Consider the following 14669-nt stretch of genomic DNA (forward strand, 5'->3'; position numbering starts at 1 on the left):
GAATCGAAGTAACTGTTACCGTCGGTAACACCTATCGGCTAGTGTGACTGCCATGACACCGACGGTCAAGGACCCCGACGGCCGGAGCAGCCGCTGGGACGATCACCGCGAAGAGCGCCGTGCCGAGTTCGTGCATGCTGCCGTCACGGCGATCGAGGAGTTCGGCCCCGACGCGGGGATCGCCCAGGTCGCGGAGGCGGCCGGCGTCAGCAAGCCGGTGCTCTATCGCTACTTCGACGACAAGCAGGAGCTGCACAACCAGGTGGTCCTCTGGGCCGCCGACCAGGTGCTCGCCGGGATCGCCCCCGCGCTCGCTGCCGGCGAGCCGATCCGCGACCGCATCGCGCATGCCGTCGCCTCCTACCTGGACCTGCTCGCCGAGCATCCCCAGGTCTTCCGACTCGTCCTGAGTCACCGCCGCGGCGGTGACGCACTGCTCCCCCCAGGAGCGGACCGGATCAGCGCCTCCTTCGCGCGGGTGATCGGTGATGCGATGCGCACCCTGGGCCTCGACGCGGGCGGCGCGGAGCCCTGGGCGCACGGCCTGGTCGGCTTCGGCCTCGGCGCCGGCGAGTGGTGGCTCGACAGGCAGACCATGTCGCGAGCCGCCGTCAGCGGCTACCTCGCCTCCTTCATCTGGCACGGCTTCGCCGGCATGGCCGCCGAGCAGGGCATCGCCCTCGAGGATCTCGCCACCCCACCGGCACCGGCCGGCACCGTCACCCCGCTACGGAAGGACCCGTCATGAGCACTCCCCCGGTCGACACCGTCGACGAGGTCGACCAGACCGCACCCGAGGAGGAGTACGCCGGCCCGGCCACCCTGACGCTCGCGGACCGCGAGGTCTCGGTGGACGTGACCCTGCGGGGAGCGTTCCAGCCGATCGACGGCCGGTTCCACTGGTACGGCAGGATCGTCGCGACCGACGCCCTGGCCGACGTACGCTCGGGCGCCGCCGCGCGCCTCACCACCCCCCACGGGAGCGCCGACGCCAAGCTCTCCGACGTCGACCCCTGGGGCCGGTTCCGGATCACCGGCACCGGCCGCCCGCCCTTCTGACACGGGGCTCAGAGCCAGCCGGCACCCTCGGCGACCAGCAGCAGACCGAAGACAGCGAAGGCGGCGGCGGCGCCGTACTTGATGACGTTCTCCGGAAGCCGCCGTCCAAGGACGGCGCCGACCGCGATCGCGAGCGCGTCGGCGGCGACCATGCCCAGCGTGCTCCCGAGCCAGGTGCCGAACCACCCCTCGCGGGTGGCCAGAGTGATCGTCGCCAGCATCGTCTTGTCGCCCAGCTCGGCAAGGAAGAAGGCCACACCTACGGCCAGGATCGCCATGCCGGTGCTGTTGCGTGCCTTCGCGGCCTCCTCGTCGGTGAGCTCGTCACCGCGCAGCGTCCAGAGCGCGAAGCCCAGGAACGCGATGCCCGCGCAGAGCGCAATGGCGCCCTGGTGGTCGGCGAACGCGTCGCCGACCCAGTAGCCGATCCCCACTGACGCGAGGTGGACGATCGCGGTCGCGGCCGCGATGCCGATGATCACGTCGCGAGCGCGGTAGCGAGCGGCGAACGTCATCGCCATCAGCTGGCTCTTGTCACCGAGCTCGGCCACGAAGATCACGGCCGTGCTCAACAGGAACGCATACATGCTGCTTCTCCTCACGCCCGACCGCTGCCGTGTTCGCGCGAGATGCGACGAGGCTTCGACCGGGCACCTGGTTTCGGGGTGCTCATCTGGTCGAAAGTCTCGTCCGCCACCCGAAGGTGGCCCGCCGCACCGGACCCGGGGGTCAGCATGTCGACACGGCGATTGGGGACTACTCCCTTTCGCAGAGAACCCTACGCGACGCCGACCGGGATTCCGAATCCCGTCTCGTCACGTGCTCCGGCCCACACCTTCTGGCATTACATAGGCACCCTATGTAATCTAGCGGCGTGAACGACGAGCTCCGCGAAGCCAGCATCGAGTTGCTGCTGCACTGCGCACGCATCGTCCGGGCAGCACGTCAGGGCAGCTCCGCCCCGGTCGCCCAGATGCGCGTGCTCTCCGCCCTCGACGAACACGGACCCCTGCGCGTCAGCACCCTGGCCGCCATCGACAACTGCTCCCAGCCGACGATGACCGGCACCGTCGCGACACTGCTCAGCGGTGGCGACGTCACCAAGGCGCCGGACCCGAGCGACGCCCGGGCGAGCCTGGTGGCTCTCACCCCGGAGGGACGTGACCGCCTCGGCGACCTGCGCCGGCAGTACGCCGACGTGCTGGTCGCACGCATCGAGGCCGGCACCGGGCTGACCCCGACCGACCTGCGGGCCGCCGCCAACGTGCTGCGCACCATCCTGACCACCCCTGTACGAGAGGACGACCGCGCGTGACCCACGCCGCTACCACCGATGCCGATCCAGCAGCACCCGCCGGGCTGCTCCGCCAGCCACGTGCCGTCTGGGCCGTTGCCTTCGCCTGCGTCGTGACCTTCATGGGGATCGGTCTCGTCGACCCGATCCTCAAGGAGATCGCCGCGAAGCTGGAGGCCACGCCCAGCCAGGTCTCGCTGCTCTTCACCAGCTACATGGCCGTCATGGGCGTCGCCATGCTCGTCACCGGCGTCGTCTCCAGCCGGATCGGCCCCAAGCGAACCCTGCTGCTCGGCCTCGCGGTGATCATCGTCTCCGCGGCCCTTGCGGGCATGTCCGACAGCGTCGGCGCGGTCATCGGCTTCCGCGCCGGCTGGGGTCTGGGCAACGCGCTCTTCGTCGCCACGGCGCTCTCGACCATCGTCAGCGCCTCGCGCGGGTCGCTCGCCCAGGCGATCATCCTCTTCGAGGCCGCCCTCGGCCTCGGCATCGCCACCGGCCCCCTGGTCGGCGGCGTCCTGGGTGAGCACTCCTGGCGGGCGCCCTTCTTCGGCGTCTCCGTGCTGATGAGCATTGCCCTGGTGGCCACCGTCTTCGCGCTGCCGGCCACCCCGCCGCAGGGCCGCCGCACCTCACTCGCAGACCCGATCCGCGCCCTCAGGCACCCCGCGCTTCTGCTCGTCGCCATCATCGCCATCTGCTACAACCTGGGCTTCTTCACGCTGATGGCGGCCGGCCCGTTCGCCCTGCCGACGTTCGACATCATGGCGATCGGCTGGACCTTCTTCGGTTGGGGCGTGCTGCTCGCGATCACCTCGGTGGCACTGGCGCCGGCCCTACAGCGCCGCTTCGGCACCTGGCCGGTGATGACCACGATGCTGGCCCTCTTCTCGCTCGACCTGGCGGCCATGGGCGTCTTCCATGACCACACCGTGGTTGTGGCCGGCGGAATCGTCGTGGCGGGCGGATTCCTCGGGGTCATCAACACCCTGGTCACCGAAGCCGTCATGCACGCGGCTCCCGTCGAGCGCCCCGTCGCCTCCGCGGCGTACTCCTTCGTCCGGTTCACCGGCGGGGCGATCGGGCCCTACGTGGCGCTGAAGCTGGCCGAGCACGTGAACATCCAGGCGCCGTTCTGGTTCGGAGCCACCGCGGTCGCCGTCGGCGTGCTGGTGGCAGTGGTCGGCGGCAGACGAGTCCGGCCCGTCGCTCCTGCCGCCCACGGCGAGGAGGAGGCCGAGGCGGTGCTGGTCGGCGACATCGACTGATCTCGTCCGGGTCTCGACAGGCTCGACCACCGACCAGAGCGAGCCACCGACCAGAGCGAGCCACCGATCAGAGGTTGCCGCGCGCGTCCTGCTCCCGCTCGATCGCCTCGAAGAGGGCCTTGAAGTTGCCCTTGCCGAACCCCAACGAGCCGTGCCGCTCGATGAACTCGTAGAAGACGGTCGGGCGATCCCCCATCGGCTTGGTGAAGATCTGCAGGAGGTAGCCGTCCTCGTCACGGTCGACGAGGATGCGGCGCCTCTTCAGTTCCTCCACCGGCACCCGCACCTCGCCGATGCGCGCCCGCAGCTCGGGGTCGTCGTAGTACGAGTCGGGCGTCTCGAGGAACTCGATGCCGTTGTCACGAAGCAGGTCGACCGTGCGGAGCAGGTCGCCGGTGGCCAGGGCGATGTGCTGGCAGCCGGCACCGTCGTAGAACTCGAGATACTCGTCGATCTGCGACTTCTTCTTCGCGATGGCCGGCTCGTTGAGCGGGAACTTCACTCGGTGGTTGCCGCTCGCGACCACCTTGCTCATCAGCGCCGAGTACTCGGTGGCGATGTCGTCACCGACGAACTCGGCCATGTTGGTGAAGCCGAGCACCCGGTTGTAGAAGTCGACCCACTCGTCCATCCGGCCGAGCTCGACGTTGCCGACGCAGTGGTCGATCGCCTGGAAGAGCCGCTTCGGGTAGCCCTCGGGGCGCCGCACCGTGGATCGCCGCGCCACGTAGCCCGGCAGGTAAGGGCCTGCGTAGCGGCTGCGGTCGACCAGCGTGTGCCGGGTCTCGCCGTACGTCGCGATGGCGGCGACGCGCACCGTGCCGTGCTCGTCGCTCACGTCATGCGGCTCCTCGAGCACCACAGCACCCTGGCTGCGCGCATGCGCGATGCAGGAGTCCACGTCGGGCACGTCGAGCGCGAGGTCCACGACGCCGTCGCCATGGCGGCGGTGGTGCTCGAGCAACGGGCTGTCGGGAGACACACCGCCGGTCAGCACGAACCGCGCCGAGCCGGAGCGGAGCACGAAGCTCTTCGACTCGCGATGGCCGGTCTCCGGACCGCGGTAGGCCTCGAGCTCCATGCCGAAGGCGAGTTGGTAGAAGGAGGCGCTCTGCGTGGCGTTGCCGACCACGAAACAGACAGCATCGAGCGCGTTGACCGGGAACGGATCCCGGCTCGGGTCATGGTCGACGAGACCCACCAGCTCGCGGAGCTCGGCGGCAGAGAGGTCGGCGCGGCGTTCGTCAGCGGTCAGGGCGATGTGCGTCTCGGTCATAGAGGTGAGCCTGACCACATCGCGCAACCTGTGCAACACTCGCGTGATCAAGTGAACAATATGTCCACCACGGAGGCGAACGATGGACCAGTTGGATGTCACGTTGATCGATCTCTTCGCTGAGGAGCCCCGGGTCGGCGTCCTCGAGGCGTCGCGACGTCTCGGCATCGCCCGGGGCACCGTGCAGGCCCGCCTGGACCGCCTCGCCGCAGCCGGCGTCGTCACCGGCTGGGGTCCGGACCTCGAGCCGGCCGCGATGGGCTATCCGGTGACCGCCTTCCTCACCCTGGAGATCCGCCAGGAGGCCTCGCCCACCAGCGGACACGACCGGGTGGCCGACCACCTGGCCCGGATCCCCGAGGTGATCGAGGCCTGCACGATCACCGGCGCCGGCGATCTGTGGTGCCGCGTCGTGGCCCGCTCCAATCCTGACCTGCAGCGAGTGATCGACAAGGTGCTCGCCGAACCCGCCATCGTCCGCTCCGCCACCGTCATCGCGCTGGCCACACAGGTGCCGCGGCGACTGCGCCCGCTGGCCCACGCCGCTGTGACCGATCAGGGCTGAGCGGTCTCCAGGGTGACGGGTGGCCAGGCGCCGGCGTCCACGATCCTCCGGCTCCCCAGCGGACGGTCGAGGGTGAGAGCCACCTCCACCGGCGGGTTCCCCGGGCAGGTCGCCGCCCCGGTCACCTCCTCGGCGGTGATCACCACGCGCACCTCGTCGTCGGTCTCGACCACCTCCGGCTCCGACAGGTACGCCGTCACGTCCCGGGCGCTGCTGCACTGACGCTCGGTCGCAAGCAGGGTGATCGTGCGGCCGGTCGTGTCGACACCGCCGGTTGGAGCGGTCAGCTCGACCCGCTCCTGCCCGGGCCGCGTGACGACGCGGAGCTGGCAGTCGCCCCAGCCGTCGGGCTGCCAGGAGTCTCCGTGCCGCGCCAAGGAGAGCACCATGGCTTGTGCGCCCGGCCCCTGCTCGCTCCACTCCCCCAGCCCGAGCACCAAGTCGTCGGGGCCATGGAGCAGCACCACGTAGTGCGCCTTGAGCGCTCCGCGGCTCCGCAGCTCCGGGGGTGCGTCCAACGGCGCCTCGTCGAGCAGGTCGGCGAAGGCGCCGCGGACCCGGGCGTCCTCCGCCGCCGACAGCTTCCCTTCGCCTCCGGCCATGGCAGCCACCGGCCAGGCGCCGTCCTGGACACACGTCACCCGAGGCCCGGGAGCCACCGGCTCTTCGCCACGCCCCGTCTCGCCGGGCCCCGGGTCCCCACCTTGCCCGGCCTCACTCCACCACTGCCCGCCGACGACCGCGACGACGAGGGTGGAGGCAGCGACGACACCCAGCGTCGTACGTCGTCGTCCACGACGTGCGCGGGCGACCCGCCGCGCGCCCGCTGCCAGATCGCGGGACCGATCCGAGGGGCTCCCCTCGTCGGCCAGCGCCTCGGTCAGTCGTCGCTCGAACTCATCCATCCTGCTCACCCCACTCCCTCCGGAGCACCGCTATCCCACGGGAGACCCGGGAACGGACGGTGCCCTCGCGTACGCCGGTCAATGCGGCGATCTCGGCGTACTCCCGCTGCTCGTAATAGCGCAGCACCACCGCGACCCGTTGCTCGGCGGGCAGCCGTCGCACCGCCTCCCGGAGGCGGTCGCGCTCGTCGTATGCCATCGTGTCGTCGGCGGCCCCGGCCCCGCTGCCCTTCTCCTCCGGCGTCGGCACCGGCTGCTCCCGCCGTCGGAACCGTCGCCACCACGAGGTGTGCGCGTTCACCACCATGCGCGTGACGTAGGCGTCGACGTCCTCCACGCGGCTGATCCGCTCCCACCGCACCAGCGCGCGGGCCAGAGCCTCCTGCACCACGTCCTCCGCGTCGGCGGGGTCTGCCGTCAAGCGCCGGGCGAGGCGAAGCAGCGCGGGGCCGCGTGCCGCGACCCACCCGTCGAAGTCGACCGGGGCCGTGCCCTCGTGCTCCACCACTACCTCCATGCCCCTACAACGCCGCCCGGCCGGTTCGTGTTGCGAGCGTCTTGCGGATCGCCTCGGTACGTATGGCGCCGTGGCCTGCTGCGAACCCCGACACCTGCTCAGGGAGCGAGGCGAGCAGCGAGGTCGCGGGCCGCCCGGACCACCTCGGGCGCGAGACGCTCGACCTCCAGCGGGCCGAGTGTGACGACGCCGACGGAGGCCTCCAGGCCCGGGATGCCGAGCACTGGCGCGGCGAGACCCTTGGCCCCGGGCTGGAGCTCGCCGGTCGTGACGGCGTACTCCGCCTCGCCCCGGCGGCCGACCAGGATGGCCCGGCCCGCCGCGCCACGGCTGATCGGATGGCGAGCGCCGACGCGGTAGGAGACGTGGAAGTCGGTCCAGGTGGGCTCGACGACGGCCAGCGCGATCGACTCCTCGCCGTCGGCCACCGTGAGATGCGCGGTGCAGCCGGTCGCCTCTGCGAGCGCCCGCAGGACCGGCGCCGCCGCCTCACGAAGCGCCGGCTGCAGCCCGGCGCCCAGCTGCAGCACGCCGAGGCCCACGTGCAGGCGTCCGGACGCGTCCCGGCGGACGAGCGCATGCGCCTCCAGTGTCGTGACGAGCCGGTAGACGACGGTGCGGTTGACGCCTACCTCGGCAGCGAGCTCGGTGACGGTCAGGCCAGAGGCGGACTCCGCCAGCGCACGGAGCACCCGGAGTCCCCGGTCCAGGGTCTGGGAGGTCTCGGCGGGCACGCGCTCAGGGTAGACGAGCCTGCTCGCGACGCTCAGGAGGTACGCCGCAGCGCCCAGTCCCGGATCATGTCGATCCGCTGACGGAGCTGGTCGGCCGTCGCGACCGCGGCTGCGGGACCGCCACACTTCTTGCGCAGCTCGGCATGCGTGATGCCGTGAGCCTGGCCGGTGCGGTGGTGCCAGGCCGCGACCAGGCCGTTGAGCTCGCGGCGCAGCACGGCCAGCTGCTCGTGGGTGGTCACCTGCTCGACCGTGTCGGCCGGCATCGTCGGCTTCGCGGCCTTCTGCTTGGCGGCGCGCTCCGACTGCCGCGTGCGCAGCAGGTCGCGCACCTGGTCGGGCTCCAGAAGTCCCGGGATGCCGAGGAAGTCCATCTCCTCCTCGGAGCCGACGTGCACCTCGCCGGCGTGACCGAACTCGCCCCCGTCGTAGAGCACACGGTCGAAGGTCGCCTGGCTGCCGAGCGCCTCGAAGTTGCCGAGCAGGTCGTCGGATGCGCCCTCGCCAGCGTTGGCCTGGTCGATCAGGCCCTGCTCGGCGGCGAAGATGTCGCCCTCGTCGCGCACCGGACGCCCGAGCGCGTGGTCCCGCTCCATCTCCAGCGCGGAGGCGTGCTCCAGCAGGTGCGGCACCGACGGCAGGAAGACCGAGGCGGTCTCTCCCCGCTTCCGGGCCCGCACGAAGCGTCCGACGGCCTGGGCGAAGAAGAGCGGGGTGGAAGTGGTCGTCGCGTAGACACCGACCGCCAGCCGCGGCACGTCGACACCTTCGGAGACCATCCGGACCGCGACCATCCAGCGCGAGGTGTCCTCGGAGAACTTCGAGATCTTCTTCGAGGCCGCCTTCTCGTCCGAGAGGACCACGGTGGGCGCCTCACCGCTGATCGAGCGGAGCAGCTTCGCGTAGGCCCGGGCCGACTCCTGGTCGCTGGCGATCACCAGCCCACCCGCGTCCGGCACGTGGCGGCGTACCTCGGAGAGCCGTTTGTCGGCGGCTTGCAGCACCGACGGCATCCAGGCGCCCTGCGGATCCAGCGCGGTGCGCAGGGCGTGCGCGTGCTGGTCCTTCGTGAGCGGTTCTCCCAGCCGGGCGACGATCTCGTCACCGGCCCGGGTACGCCACTGCATCTCGCCCGAGTAGGCCATGAAGAGCACCGGGCGGACGACATGGTCGGCGAGCGCATGGGCGTAGCCGTAGGTGAAGTCCGCCTCCGAGCGCGGCACGCCCTCCTCGTCGGGGAGGTAGCGCACGAACGGGATCGGGTTGATGTCAGAGCGGAAGGGAGTGCCGGTCAGGGCCAACCGGCGGTGCGCCGGGTCGAAGGCCTCTCGGATGCCGTCGCCCCAGGAGAGCGCGTCGCCGGCGTGGTGCACCTCGTCGAGGATGACCAGCGTCTTGAACCGCTCGGTCCGGAGCCGGAAGGCCAGCGGGTTGACCGCGACTCCGGCGTAGGTGACCGCGATTCCCACGAAGTCCTTGGACGCCTTACCCTGGCCGGCGGCGTAGGTCGGGTCGATCGGGATGCCGGCCCGGCCAGCAGCCTCGGCCCACTGGATCTTGAGGTGCTCGGTCGGGGCCACGATGGTGACGCGGTCGACGATGCGTCGGCCGAGGAGCTCGGCAGCGACCGTCAGTGCGAAGGTGGTCTTGCCGGCCCCTGGCGTCGCGACGGCGAGGAAGTCACGGGGCGACTCCGCGAGGTACTTCTCCATGGCAGCCGCCTGCCAGGCACGCAGCGAACGGGCCGTCCCCCAGGCGGCACGGTCCGGCCAGGCCGGAGTGAGTGCGTGCGGTGCGGCGGCCTCGGGCCGACCCGTCACTCGCCATCCCCGCCGAGCGGCAGGCTCTCGTAGATCTCTTTGCACATCGGGCAGACCGGGAACTTCTCCGGCGACCGGTTCGGCACCCACACCTTGCCGCAGAGCGCGGTGACAGGGGTACCCATCACCATCGCCTCGGTGACCTTGTCCTTGGGCGCGTAGTGGGAGAACCGCTCGTGGTCACCTTCGTCGACGGGGACCGTCCGCCGGTCCTCCAGGACGTCCGTCTGACCGAATCCGAAAGGGGTGCTCACGGCTGACACTCTACGTCAATGCTCAGTTCTGGTGGGGGTCGGCGGGCCGGGTCGAGACCCAGGCGAGCTCTCCTGGCTGCCGCCGGAGCACGTCGCGCCGCAGGTGCTGGACGTCGGGCCGGAAGGGGTCGCCGGTGCGGGAGGGCACGACGTACCAGCTGCCCTCCTCGATCTCTCCTCGCAACTGCTCGGCGCCCCAGCCGGAGTAGCCGGCGAAGACACGCAGGTCGGCCAGCGCATCGCTGACCAGCTCGACGGGGGCGTCGAGGTCGACCAGGCCGACGTCGTCGAAGCATGGCCGCCACCCCGGCGGGGCGGCCGAGGCGTCGGCCAGCCGCCCCACTCCGAGCGCTCCGTCGGTCCCGACCGGACCGCCGCGGTGCACGGCGGCGGCAGCCAACGGACCACGCCACTCCGGAAGCACGTCGCCGACGCGCGCCGGCGTGGGCTGGGTGAGCACGACCCCCAGGGCGCCTTCGTCGTCACAGTCGAGCAGCAACACCACCGAACCGGCGAAGTGCGGATCGCGCAACTCCGCGGTGGCGACCAGCAACGCACCGGCTCTCGGCTCCATGCTTCGAGGATAGGAGGTCACCCGGCACCGCTCTGCACAGCGCGACCGTCGGCAGGGCAGCACTGGACGAGAGCGGCCGACCCACCCCGCGCGGGAGGGAGGGAGTGCGGTCGGGGAGACCGCGGCGCGGGATGGGTCGGTCGCAGACGGGGTCGATCAGGCGACGAGAGCCGCCTTGATCCGGTCGAGGAAGGTACGCGGCTGCGCGACGTGGCCCCGCAGCTCGTGTCCTTCACGAGCAGTCCGCTCCAGCTGGGCACCCACTCGGGTGCCCCGCTCCTCCACGTCGAGATGGGAGGCGCGGCCGGCCATGAGCGCCAGCATCTGGTGCTCCTTCGCGGTCGCGGTCAGCATGGCCGCGGCGATGCGGTCGCTACCGGGCTCGACGCGTCGGGCGTCGAGCACGGCGCGCACGCCGGGGAGTGCGTCCGCAGCATCACGCCACGCCTGCATGACCGCCTCCTCGAGATCGTCGGGCTGCTCGCCCAACGCCGTCTCGATGTGGCCGGCCAGGGCCGTGTGCCAACGCAGCTGCAGGCTCCCGATCAGGTCGAGGTCGTCGGCGAAGGTCTCGCTCACACCCGGGACGTCGCTCGGTAGGACGCCGTCGCAGCGCAGATTCGCCTCGTTGACGACGGCGCGGAGCACGTCGCCGCGGCGGTGAAAGGTATGCCAGGTCATGGTGTTCGTCCTCTCAGTTCACATACCGCCAGTACGTACTCAGAGTACGGACACATACCGTCGGTACCCAAGCGCGCCGTGCGTGACCTCTGGCACACCGACGGTATGTCTCGTTTTAGACTGGCCGGCATGAGCAAATCCGCTGCCAAGCGCCTGTTGTCCGAGATCCCCGGGGCGAGTCGTCGGCAGCAGTACTCCGCATCGACCCGCAAGGCTCTCGTCGAGGCGGCTCGGCAGCTCTTCACGCAACGCGGGTACGCCGCCACCTCGCTCGACGCGATCGTGTCGCAGGCGAAGGTCACCAAGGGCGCGCTCTACCACCACTACAGCGGCAAGCAGGCGCTCTTCGAGGCGGTCTTCGAGCAGCTCGAGCAGACGGCTTCGAAGTCGATCACCAAGGCCGTCCGCGGCTCACGGGACCCGTGGGACAAGTCCCGCGAAGCGCTGCGCGCCTTCCTCACCGCCGTCCAGGACCCCGGCTACCGACGGGTGGTCATGCAGGAAGGGCCCGCGGTCCTCGGCTACGAGCGCTACCGCGAGCAGGAGCAGCGCTCCTCCTACGCGATCGTGCTCGACATCGTCCGCAACGTGCTTCGCGCTGGCGACTGGGAGCTCGACGAACCCATGGTCGACACGTTCGCGCGGATCTTCCATGGAGCGCTCAACAGCGCCGGAGAGAGCGTCGCCACGGCGACCGATCCAGAGCTGGCCAGCGCACGGGTGGAGGCCGCGATCGGCCTGATCCTCTCCGGGATCCGGGCCCTGGTCGACCAGGGTGTCGAGCTCACCGTAGGCCCCACCTCCGGAGCCGACGCCGAAGCGTGAGCCGCCGGAGGCGCGAACAGCCCCTGTCGCTCAGTTGAAGGTGACGCCGCCACGGTCGCGCGGCACCAGCTCGAGCCACACCCGCCCAGCCGGGACCTTGAGCTCGCCGGCCTTGGTCTTGAGCGTGATGACGCCGGAGAGCCCGTCCTTCTCGAAGGTGCCGCGGATGACGCGCCCGTTGTGGAACAACGTGGCCGGCCCTGTGCCCTCGAGCTTCGTCTCCGGCACCGGGTTGCCGGCCGGGTCGCGATAGCCCGCGTCACCGATCTGCACCTGCAACACCAGCACCGAGTCGGCGAGGAACTGGTCGTCAGCGGCCGCGTAAGTGTTCTTGTTGACGTAGTGGCCGTCCTCGAACGCCCAGGTCGTCGTGTGGCTGCCGAAGTCGGCCGAGATGCTGGTGGCCGGACGCCCCTTCGGCAACTCGTCGGCGCTGCCCCAGGGCAGGTAGTCCTTCGGGCGGTGCTCGGCCACCTTGGCGCTCTTGGCCACCTCGTTGAGGTTGGCCATCACGTTGTAGGGCGCGCGCCTCGACCCTTCGCGGTAGAGGCCCGTCGCCCCTTCCTGGTGGAACTTGACCCCGGCAGCGTTGAGCCGGGCGATGGTCTGTCCAGCCGCGCCGCTGGTGACCATCTGACCTGCGACCGGCTTCACGATGCCGATGTCGGAGGCACGCATCGAGCGGATCGGGCCCGCGACGTCAGGCAGCTTGGAGTAGAAGAAGACGGCCAGGCGGGTCAAGCCGCCCTCCACCAGCTCTTCCACCACCAGGTCAGCGGTGCCCAGGCCGACCTGGGGAGCGCTCGAGGCCGTGTTGTCGATCTTGGCCACCAGCACCGGCCGGGTCAGGCTGGAGGACTTGCCGTCCGCGACCTCGAGACCGGTCAGCGGCCAGGTGCTGTTCAGCACCTGCTCGGTGCCCTGACCCTTCGGGTTGCTCTTGTCACCGGAGTCGCCGCCCCCGTCCTCTCCCCCGCAACCGGCCAGCACGAGGCTGGCAAGGGCAACGGCAGCGATGGTGGGGCGCAAGGCACGCACGGGATCTCCTCAGGAGTTCTCGGGGGAAGTTTCGCCTAGAAGTGTGCAGGCGCGACCTCCCCTGCCGGGGGAGGCGCGCCCTACACACTCGAGCGTGAGCGTGGCCTCAGCGCTTGCGCAGCGTCGCAGCGAACCAGGAGTTCGTCCACGGCACCGCGTAGGAGACGCGCTTGCCGGTGCTGGGCGCATGCAGCATCACGACCTTGCCCGCCTTGCGGCCCGCGAAGATGCCGGCGTGGTAGACGCCGCCGCTGCCGTAGAAGAACATCAGGTCACCCGGTCGCATCGCGGAGCGCGGGATGCGGCGCGCGAACGAGGCCTGCGCTCCCGAGGTGCGCGGGATCGCCCGGAATCCCGCCGCACGGAAGCTGAAGTAGAGCAGGCCCGAGCAGTCGAAAGCGTGCGGGCCGGCCGCGCCGTACCGATAGGGGTCGCCGACCTGCTTGCGGGCGACGCCGAGAGCCCGGACGGTGGGCGATGCGGGTGGCCGGATGCCGAGCTGGCCGGGCTTGGCGGCACCGGCCTCGTGTCCCTTGCGGGTAGCCAGGTCGGTCTCGAGCGAGGACGAGGAGTCGTCGGAAGCCGGAGCCGCCTTGGCCGGAGCGACCGAGACGAAGGTCAGGCCGATGAGCAGGATGGTGAGCAGCACCCGAGCAGGCAGCAGCAGAAGTCGCGAGGACGCGAGCATGAGGAGTTCCTTTCCCACGCCTGTGAGGTGAGCTGTCGGGTTAGGGCCGGAAAGTGCCCTGCCGTCCCCGCTGGCGCGAGTACCGGCTTCACCCCGAGCGGCCGCGGTCCGTGGACCTGGCCGCGTGGAACCTGTGGGTCCCCCACTCCTGCCCGTGATGTCGATGGCTTGGACGTGACCGTGGCGGGCAGGACTCGGCGGAACCGCGGTCACGTTGTTCAGTTGTAGAGGGCACCCACTCGGGAGCGGCGCCGCTGCGGGACGCTAGGTGGATCCGGGGCCGGATTTCAAACCAGAACAAGCGAAAACGGGTGTGACGTACGCCGTCACACCCGTTTCCACGGTGCGGATCACGCTCGGAGCGTGACCCGTCTCACGCCCTCAGCCGAGCGTCACTCCGCCGTCGACATAGAGCGTCTGCCCGGTGATGTACGACGCCTCGTCACTCGCCAGGAAGGTCACCGCGGCCGCGATGTCGGCCGGGAAGCCCACCCGCCGCACCGGGTTCTGCTCGGCGCTGAGCCGGCGGAACTCCTCCACGTCGAGCTTCAACCGCGCGGCAGTCGCATCGGTCATCTCGGTGGCGATGAAGCCCGGCGCAACCGCGTTGGCGTTGATGCCGAAGGGGCCGAGCTCGATGCCGAGCGTCCGGGTGAAACCCTGGACGCCCATCTTGGCCGCGGAGTAGTTGGCCTGGCCACGGTTGCCCAGCGCCGAGATGCTGGAGATGTTGACGATCTTGCCGTACTTCTGCTCGACGAAGTGCTTCTGAGCGGCCTTCGTCATCAGGAAGGCGCCCTTGAGGTGGACGCCCATGACCAGGTCCCAGTCGAGCTCGGTCATCTTGAAGAGCAGGTTGTCGCGGGTGATGCCGGCGTTGTTCACCAGGATGTGGATGCCACCCAGGTCGCTGACCACGCGAGCGATCGCAGCATCGACGGAGTCGGCGTTCGCGACGTCGGCACCGACGCCGATCGCCTTGGCGCCGGGCACCGAGCCCTCCAGGCGGGACGCGGCCTCGGTCGCCGCCGCCTCATCGAGGTCGATGATCGCGACTGCGGCCCCCTCCTGGGCGAACCGCTCGGCGGTGCCGAACCCGATACCTCGCGCAGCACCGGTGATCACCGCTACTCGTCCGTCGAAACGACCCATCTCGTGTCTCCTCAGCTCT

Annotated in this window: 18 protein-coding genes and 1 riboswitch; of the genes, 6 read left to right on the forward strand and 12 right to left on the reverse strand. The window is 70.4% G+C overall.

From position 1 onward, the window contains the following. Positions 1-52 precede the first annotated feature (52 nt). Together DNK54_RS06705 and DNK54_RS06710 are read left to right on the forward strand one after the other, a co-directional pair. Positions 53-748: a TetR/AcrR family transcriptional regulator gene (locus DNK54_RS06705; protein ID WP_110206168.1), complete on the forward strand. Its 696-nt coding sequence runs from the start codon at positions 53-55 to the stop codon at positions 746-748. Continuing rightward, a complete protein-coding gene (locus DNK54_RS06710; protein ID WP_110206169.1) occupies positions 745-1059 on the forward strand; it encodes a DUF4873 domain-containing protein in 315 nt (104 codons plus the stop codon). Before DNK54_RS06705 ends, DNK54_RS06710 begins: the two co-directional genes overlap by 4 nt. An 8-nt stretch (positions 1060-1067) precedes the next feature. On the opposite strand, the gene DNK54_RS06715 is transcribed toward DNK54_RS06710, so the two are convergent. Beyond that, complete coding sequence (locus DNK54_RS06715; protein WP_110206170.1) at positions 1068-1646, reverse strand: TMEM165/GDT1 family protein; 579 nt, start codon at positions 1644-1646, stop codon at positions 1068-1070. A 287-nt stretch (positions 1647-1933) separates the two neighbouring features. Here DNK54_RS06715 and DNK54_RS06720 point away from each other — a divergent pair, with 287 nt between their 5' ends. Beyond that, positions 1934-2374, forward strand: coding sequence for a MarR family winged helix-turn-helix transcriptional regulator (locus DNK54_RS06720; RefSeq protein ID WP_110206171.1), 441 nt, complete (start codon positions 1934-1936; stop codon positions 2372-2374). Then, entirely contained in the window at positions 2371-3621 is a 1251-nt protein-coding gene (locus DNK54_RS06725) for an MFS transporter (RefSeq protein ID WP_239459965.1), read from the forward strand. Before DNK54_RS06720 ends, DNK54_RS06725 begins: the two co-directional genes overlap by 4 nt. Positions 3622-3688: 67 nt before the next feature. Here DNK54_RS06725 and hppD read toward each other — a convergent pair whose 3' ends face one another. After that, the gene (gene hppD, locus DNK54_RS06730) at positions 3689-4897 is read right to left on the reverse strand and encodes a 4-hydroxyphenylpyruvate dioxygenase (protein WP_110206172.1); all 1209 of its coding nucleotides are present in this window, start codon (positions 4895-4897) and stop codon (positions 3689-3691) included. Between the two features lie 82 nt (positions 4898-4979). Here hppD and DNK54_RS06735 point away from each other — a divergent pair, with 82 nt between their 5' ends. Then, positions 4980-5462, forward strand: coding sequence for an Lrp/AsnC family transcriptional regulator (locus tag DNK54_RS06735; protein WP_110206173.1), 483 nt, complete (start codon positions 4980-4982; stop codon positions 5460-5462). Here the strand turns inward: DNK54_RS06735 and DNK54_RS06740 are convergent. The 7 genes from DNK54_RS06740 to DNK54_RS06770 form a co-directional block, all read right to left on the reverse strand. Then, positions 5453-6376 carry a hypothetical protein gene (locus DNK54_RS06740; RefSeq protein ID WP_162602327.1) on the reverse strand — a complete coding sequence of 308 codons (924 nt, stop codon included), beginning with the start codon at positions 6374-6376 and terminating at the stop codon, positions 5453-5455. The two genes, DNK54_RS06735 and DNK54_RS06740, sit on opposite strands and share 10 nt — an antisense overlap. Beyond that, on the reverse strand, positions 6360-6872 hold the full coding sequence (locus DNK54_RS06745; protein ID WP_239459966.1) for a SigE family RNA polymerase sigma factor: 513 nt from the start codon (positions 6870-6872) through the stop codon (positions 6360-6362). Before DNK54_RS06745 ends, DNK54_RS06740 begins: the two co-directional genes overlap by 17 nt. A gap of 110 nt (positions 6873-6982) precedes the next feature. Further along, a complete protein-coding gene (locus DNK54_RS06750; protein WP_110206176.1) occupies positions 6983-7618 on the reverse strand; it encodes an IclR family transcriptional regulator in 636 nt (211 codons plus the stop codon). A 32-nt stretch (positions 7619-7650) separates the two neighbouring features. Next, positions 7651-9438 (reverse strand): DEAD/DEAH box helicase, encoded by a 1788-nt coding sequence (locus DNK54_RS06755; RefSeq protein ID WP_110206177.1) that lies wholly within the window; start codon positions 9436-9438, stop codon positions 7651-7653. Beyond that, entirely contained in the window at positions 9435-9656 is a 222-nt protein-coding gene (locus DNK54_RS06760) for a DUF3039 domain-containing protein (protein ID WP_239459991.1), read from the reverse strand. Before DNK54_RS06760 ends, DNK54_RS06755 begins: the two co-directional genes overlap by 4 nt. Before the next feature lie 58 nt (positions 9657-9714). After that, complete coding sequence (locus DNK54_RS06765) at positions 9715-10266, reverse strand: YqgE/AlgH family protein (RefSeq protein ID WP_110206178.1); 552 nt, start codon at positions 10264-10266, stop codon at positions 9715-9717. 156 nt (positions 10267-10422) lie between these two features. Further along, on the reverse strand, positions 10423-10947 hold the full coding sequence (locus DNK54_RS06770) for a hypothetical protein (RefSeq protein ID WP_110206179.1): 525 nt from the start codon (positions 10945-10947) through the stop codon (positions 10423-10425). A 129-nt stretch (positions 10948-11076) separates the two neighbouring features. Here DNK54_RS06770 and DNK54_RS06775 point away from each other — a divergent pair, with 129 nt between their 5' ends. Beyond that, a complete protein-coding gene (locus DNK54_RS06775; RefSeq protein WP_110206180.1) occupies positions 11077-11772 on the forward strand; it encodes a TetR/AcrR family transcriptional regulator in 696 nt (231 codons plus the stop codon). A gap of 30 nt (positions 11773-11802) precedes the next feature. On the opposite strand, the gene DNK54_RS06780 is transcribed toward DNK54_RS06775, so the two are convergent. From DNK54_RS06780 to DNK54_RS06790, 3 genes are all read right to left on the reverse strand, one after another. Then, positions 11803-12810 carry a DUF3048 domain-containing protein gene (locus DNK54_RS06780; protein ID WP_110206181.1) on the reverse strand — a complete coding sequence of 336 codons (1008 nt, stop codon included), beginning with the start codon at positions 12808-12810 and terminating at the stop codon, positions 11803-11805. A 106-nt stretch (positions 12811-12916) separates the two neighbouring features. Beyond that, a complete protein-coding gene (locus tag DNK54_RS06785) occupies positions 12917-13498 on the reverse strand; it encodes a C40 family peptidase (protein ID WP_110206182.1) in 582 nt (193 codons plus the stop codon). Positions 13499-13502: 4 nt separating this feature from the next. Beyond that, positions 13503-13683, reverse strand: a riboswitch (cyclic di-AMP (ydaO/yuaA leader). Between the two features lie 196 nt (positions 13684-13879). After that, entirely contained in the window at positions 13880-14650 is a 771-nt protein-coding gene (locus tag DNK54_RS06790; RefSeq protein ID WP_110206183.1) for an SDR family NAD(P)-dependent oxidoreductase, read from the reverse strand. Between the last annotated feature and the right edge of the window lie 19 nt (positions 14651-14669).

This window comes from Nocardioides daejeonensis (genome assembly GCF_003194585.1).
Lineage (GTDB): Bacteria > Actinomycetota > Actinomycetes > Propionibacteriales > Nocardioidaceae > Nocardioides > Nocardioides daejeonensis.

Coding starts and splice junctions, on each gene's coding strand:
- DNK54_RS06765 (WP_110206178.1), bottom strand. CDS start 10,266: ATGGAGCCGAGAGCCGGTGCGTTGCTGGTCGCCACCGCGGAGTTGCGC.
- DNK54_RS06735 (WP_110206173.1), top strand. CDS start 4,980: ATGGACCAGTTGGATGTCACGTTGATCGATCTCTTCGCTGAGGAGCCC.
- DNK54_RS06710 (WP_110206169.1), top strand. CDS start 745: ATGAGCACTCCCCCGGTCGACACCGTCGACGAGGTCGACCAGACCGCA.
- DNK54_RS06715 (WP_110206170.1), bottom strand. CDS start 1,646: ATGTATGCGTTCCTGTTGAGCACGGCCGTGATCTTCGTGGCCGAGCTC.
- DNK54_RS06775 (WP_110206180.1), top strand. CDS start 11,077: ATGAGCAAATCCGCTGCCAAGCGCCTGTTGTCCGAGATCCCCGGGGCG.
- DNK54_RS06785 (WP_110206182.1), bottom strand. CDS start 13,498: ATGCTCGCGTCCTCGCGACTTCTGCTGCTGCCTGCTCGGGTGCTGCTC.
- hppD (WP_110206172.1), bottom strand. CDS start 4,897: ATGACCGAGACGCACATCGCCCTGACCGCTGACGAACGCCGCGCCGAC.
- DNK54_RS06790 (WP_110206183.1), bottom strand. CDS start 14,650: ATGGGTCGTTTCGACGGACGAGTAGCGGTGATCACCGGTGCTGCGCGA.
- DNK54_RS06770 (WP_110206179.1), bottom strand. CDS start 10,947: ATGACCTGGCATACCTTTCACCGCCGCGGCGACGTGCTCCGCGCCGTC.
- DNK54_RS06705 (WP_110206168.1), top strand. CDS start 53: ATGACACCGACGGTCAAGGACCCCGACGGCCGGAGCAGCCGCTGGGAC.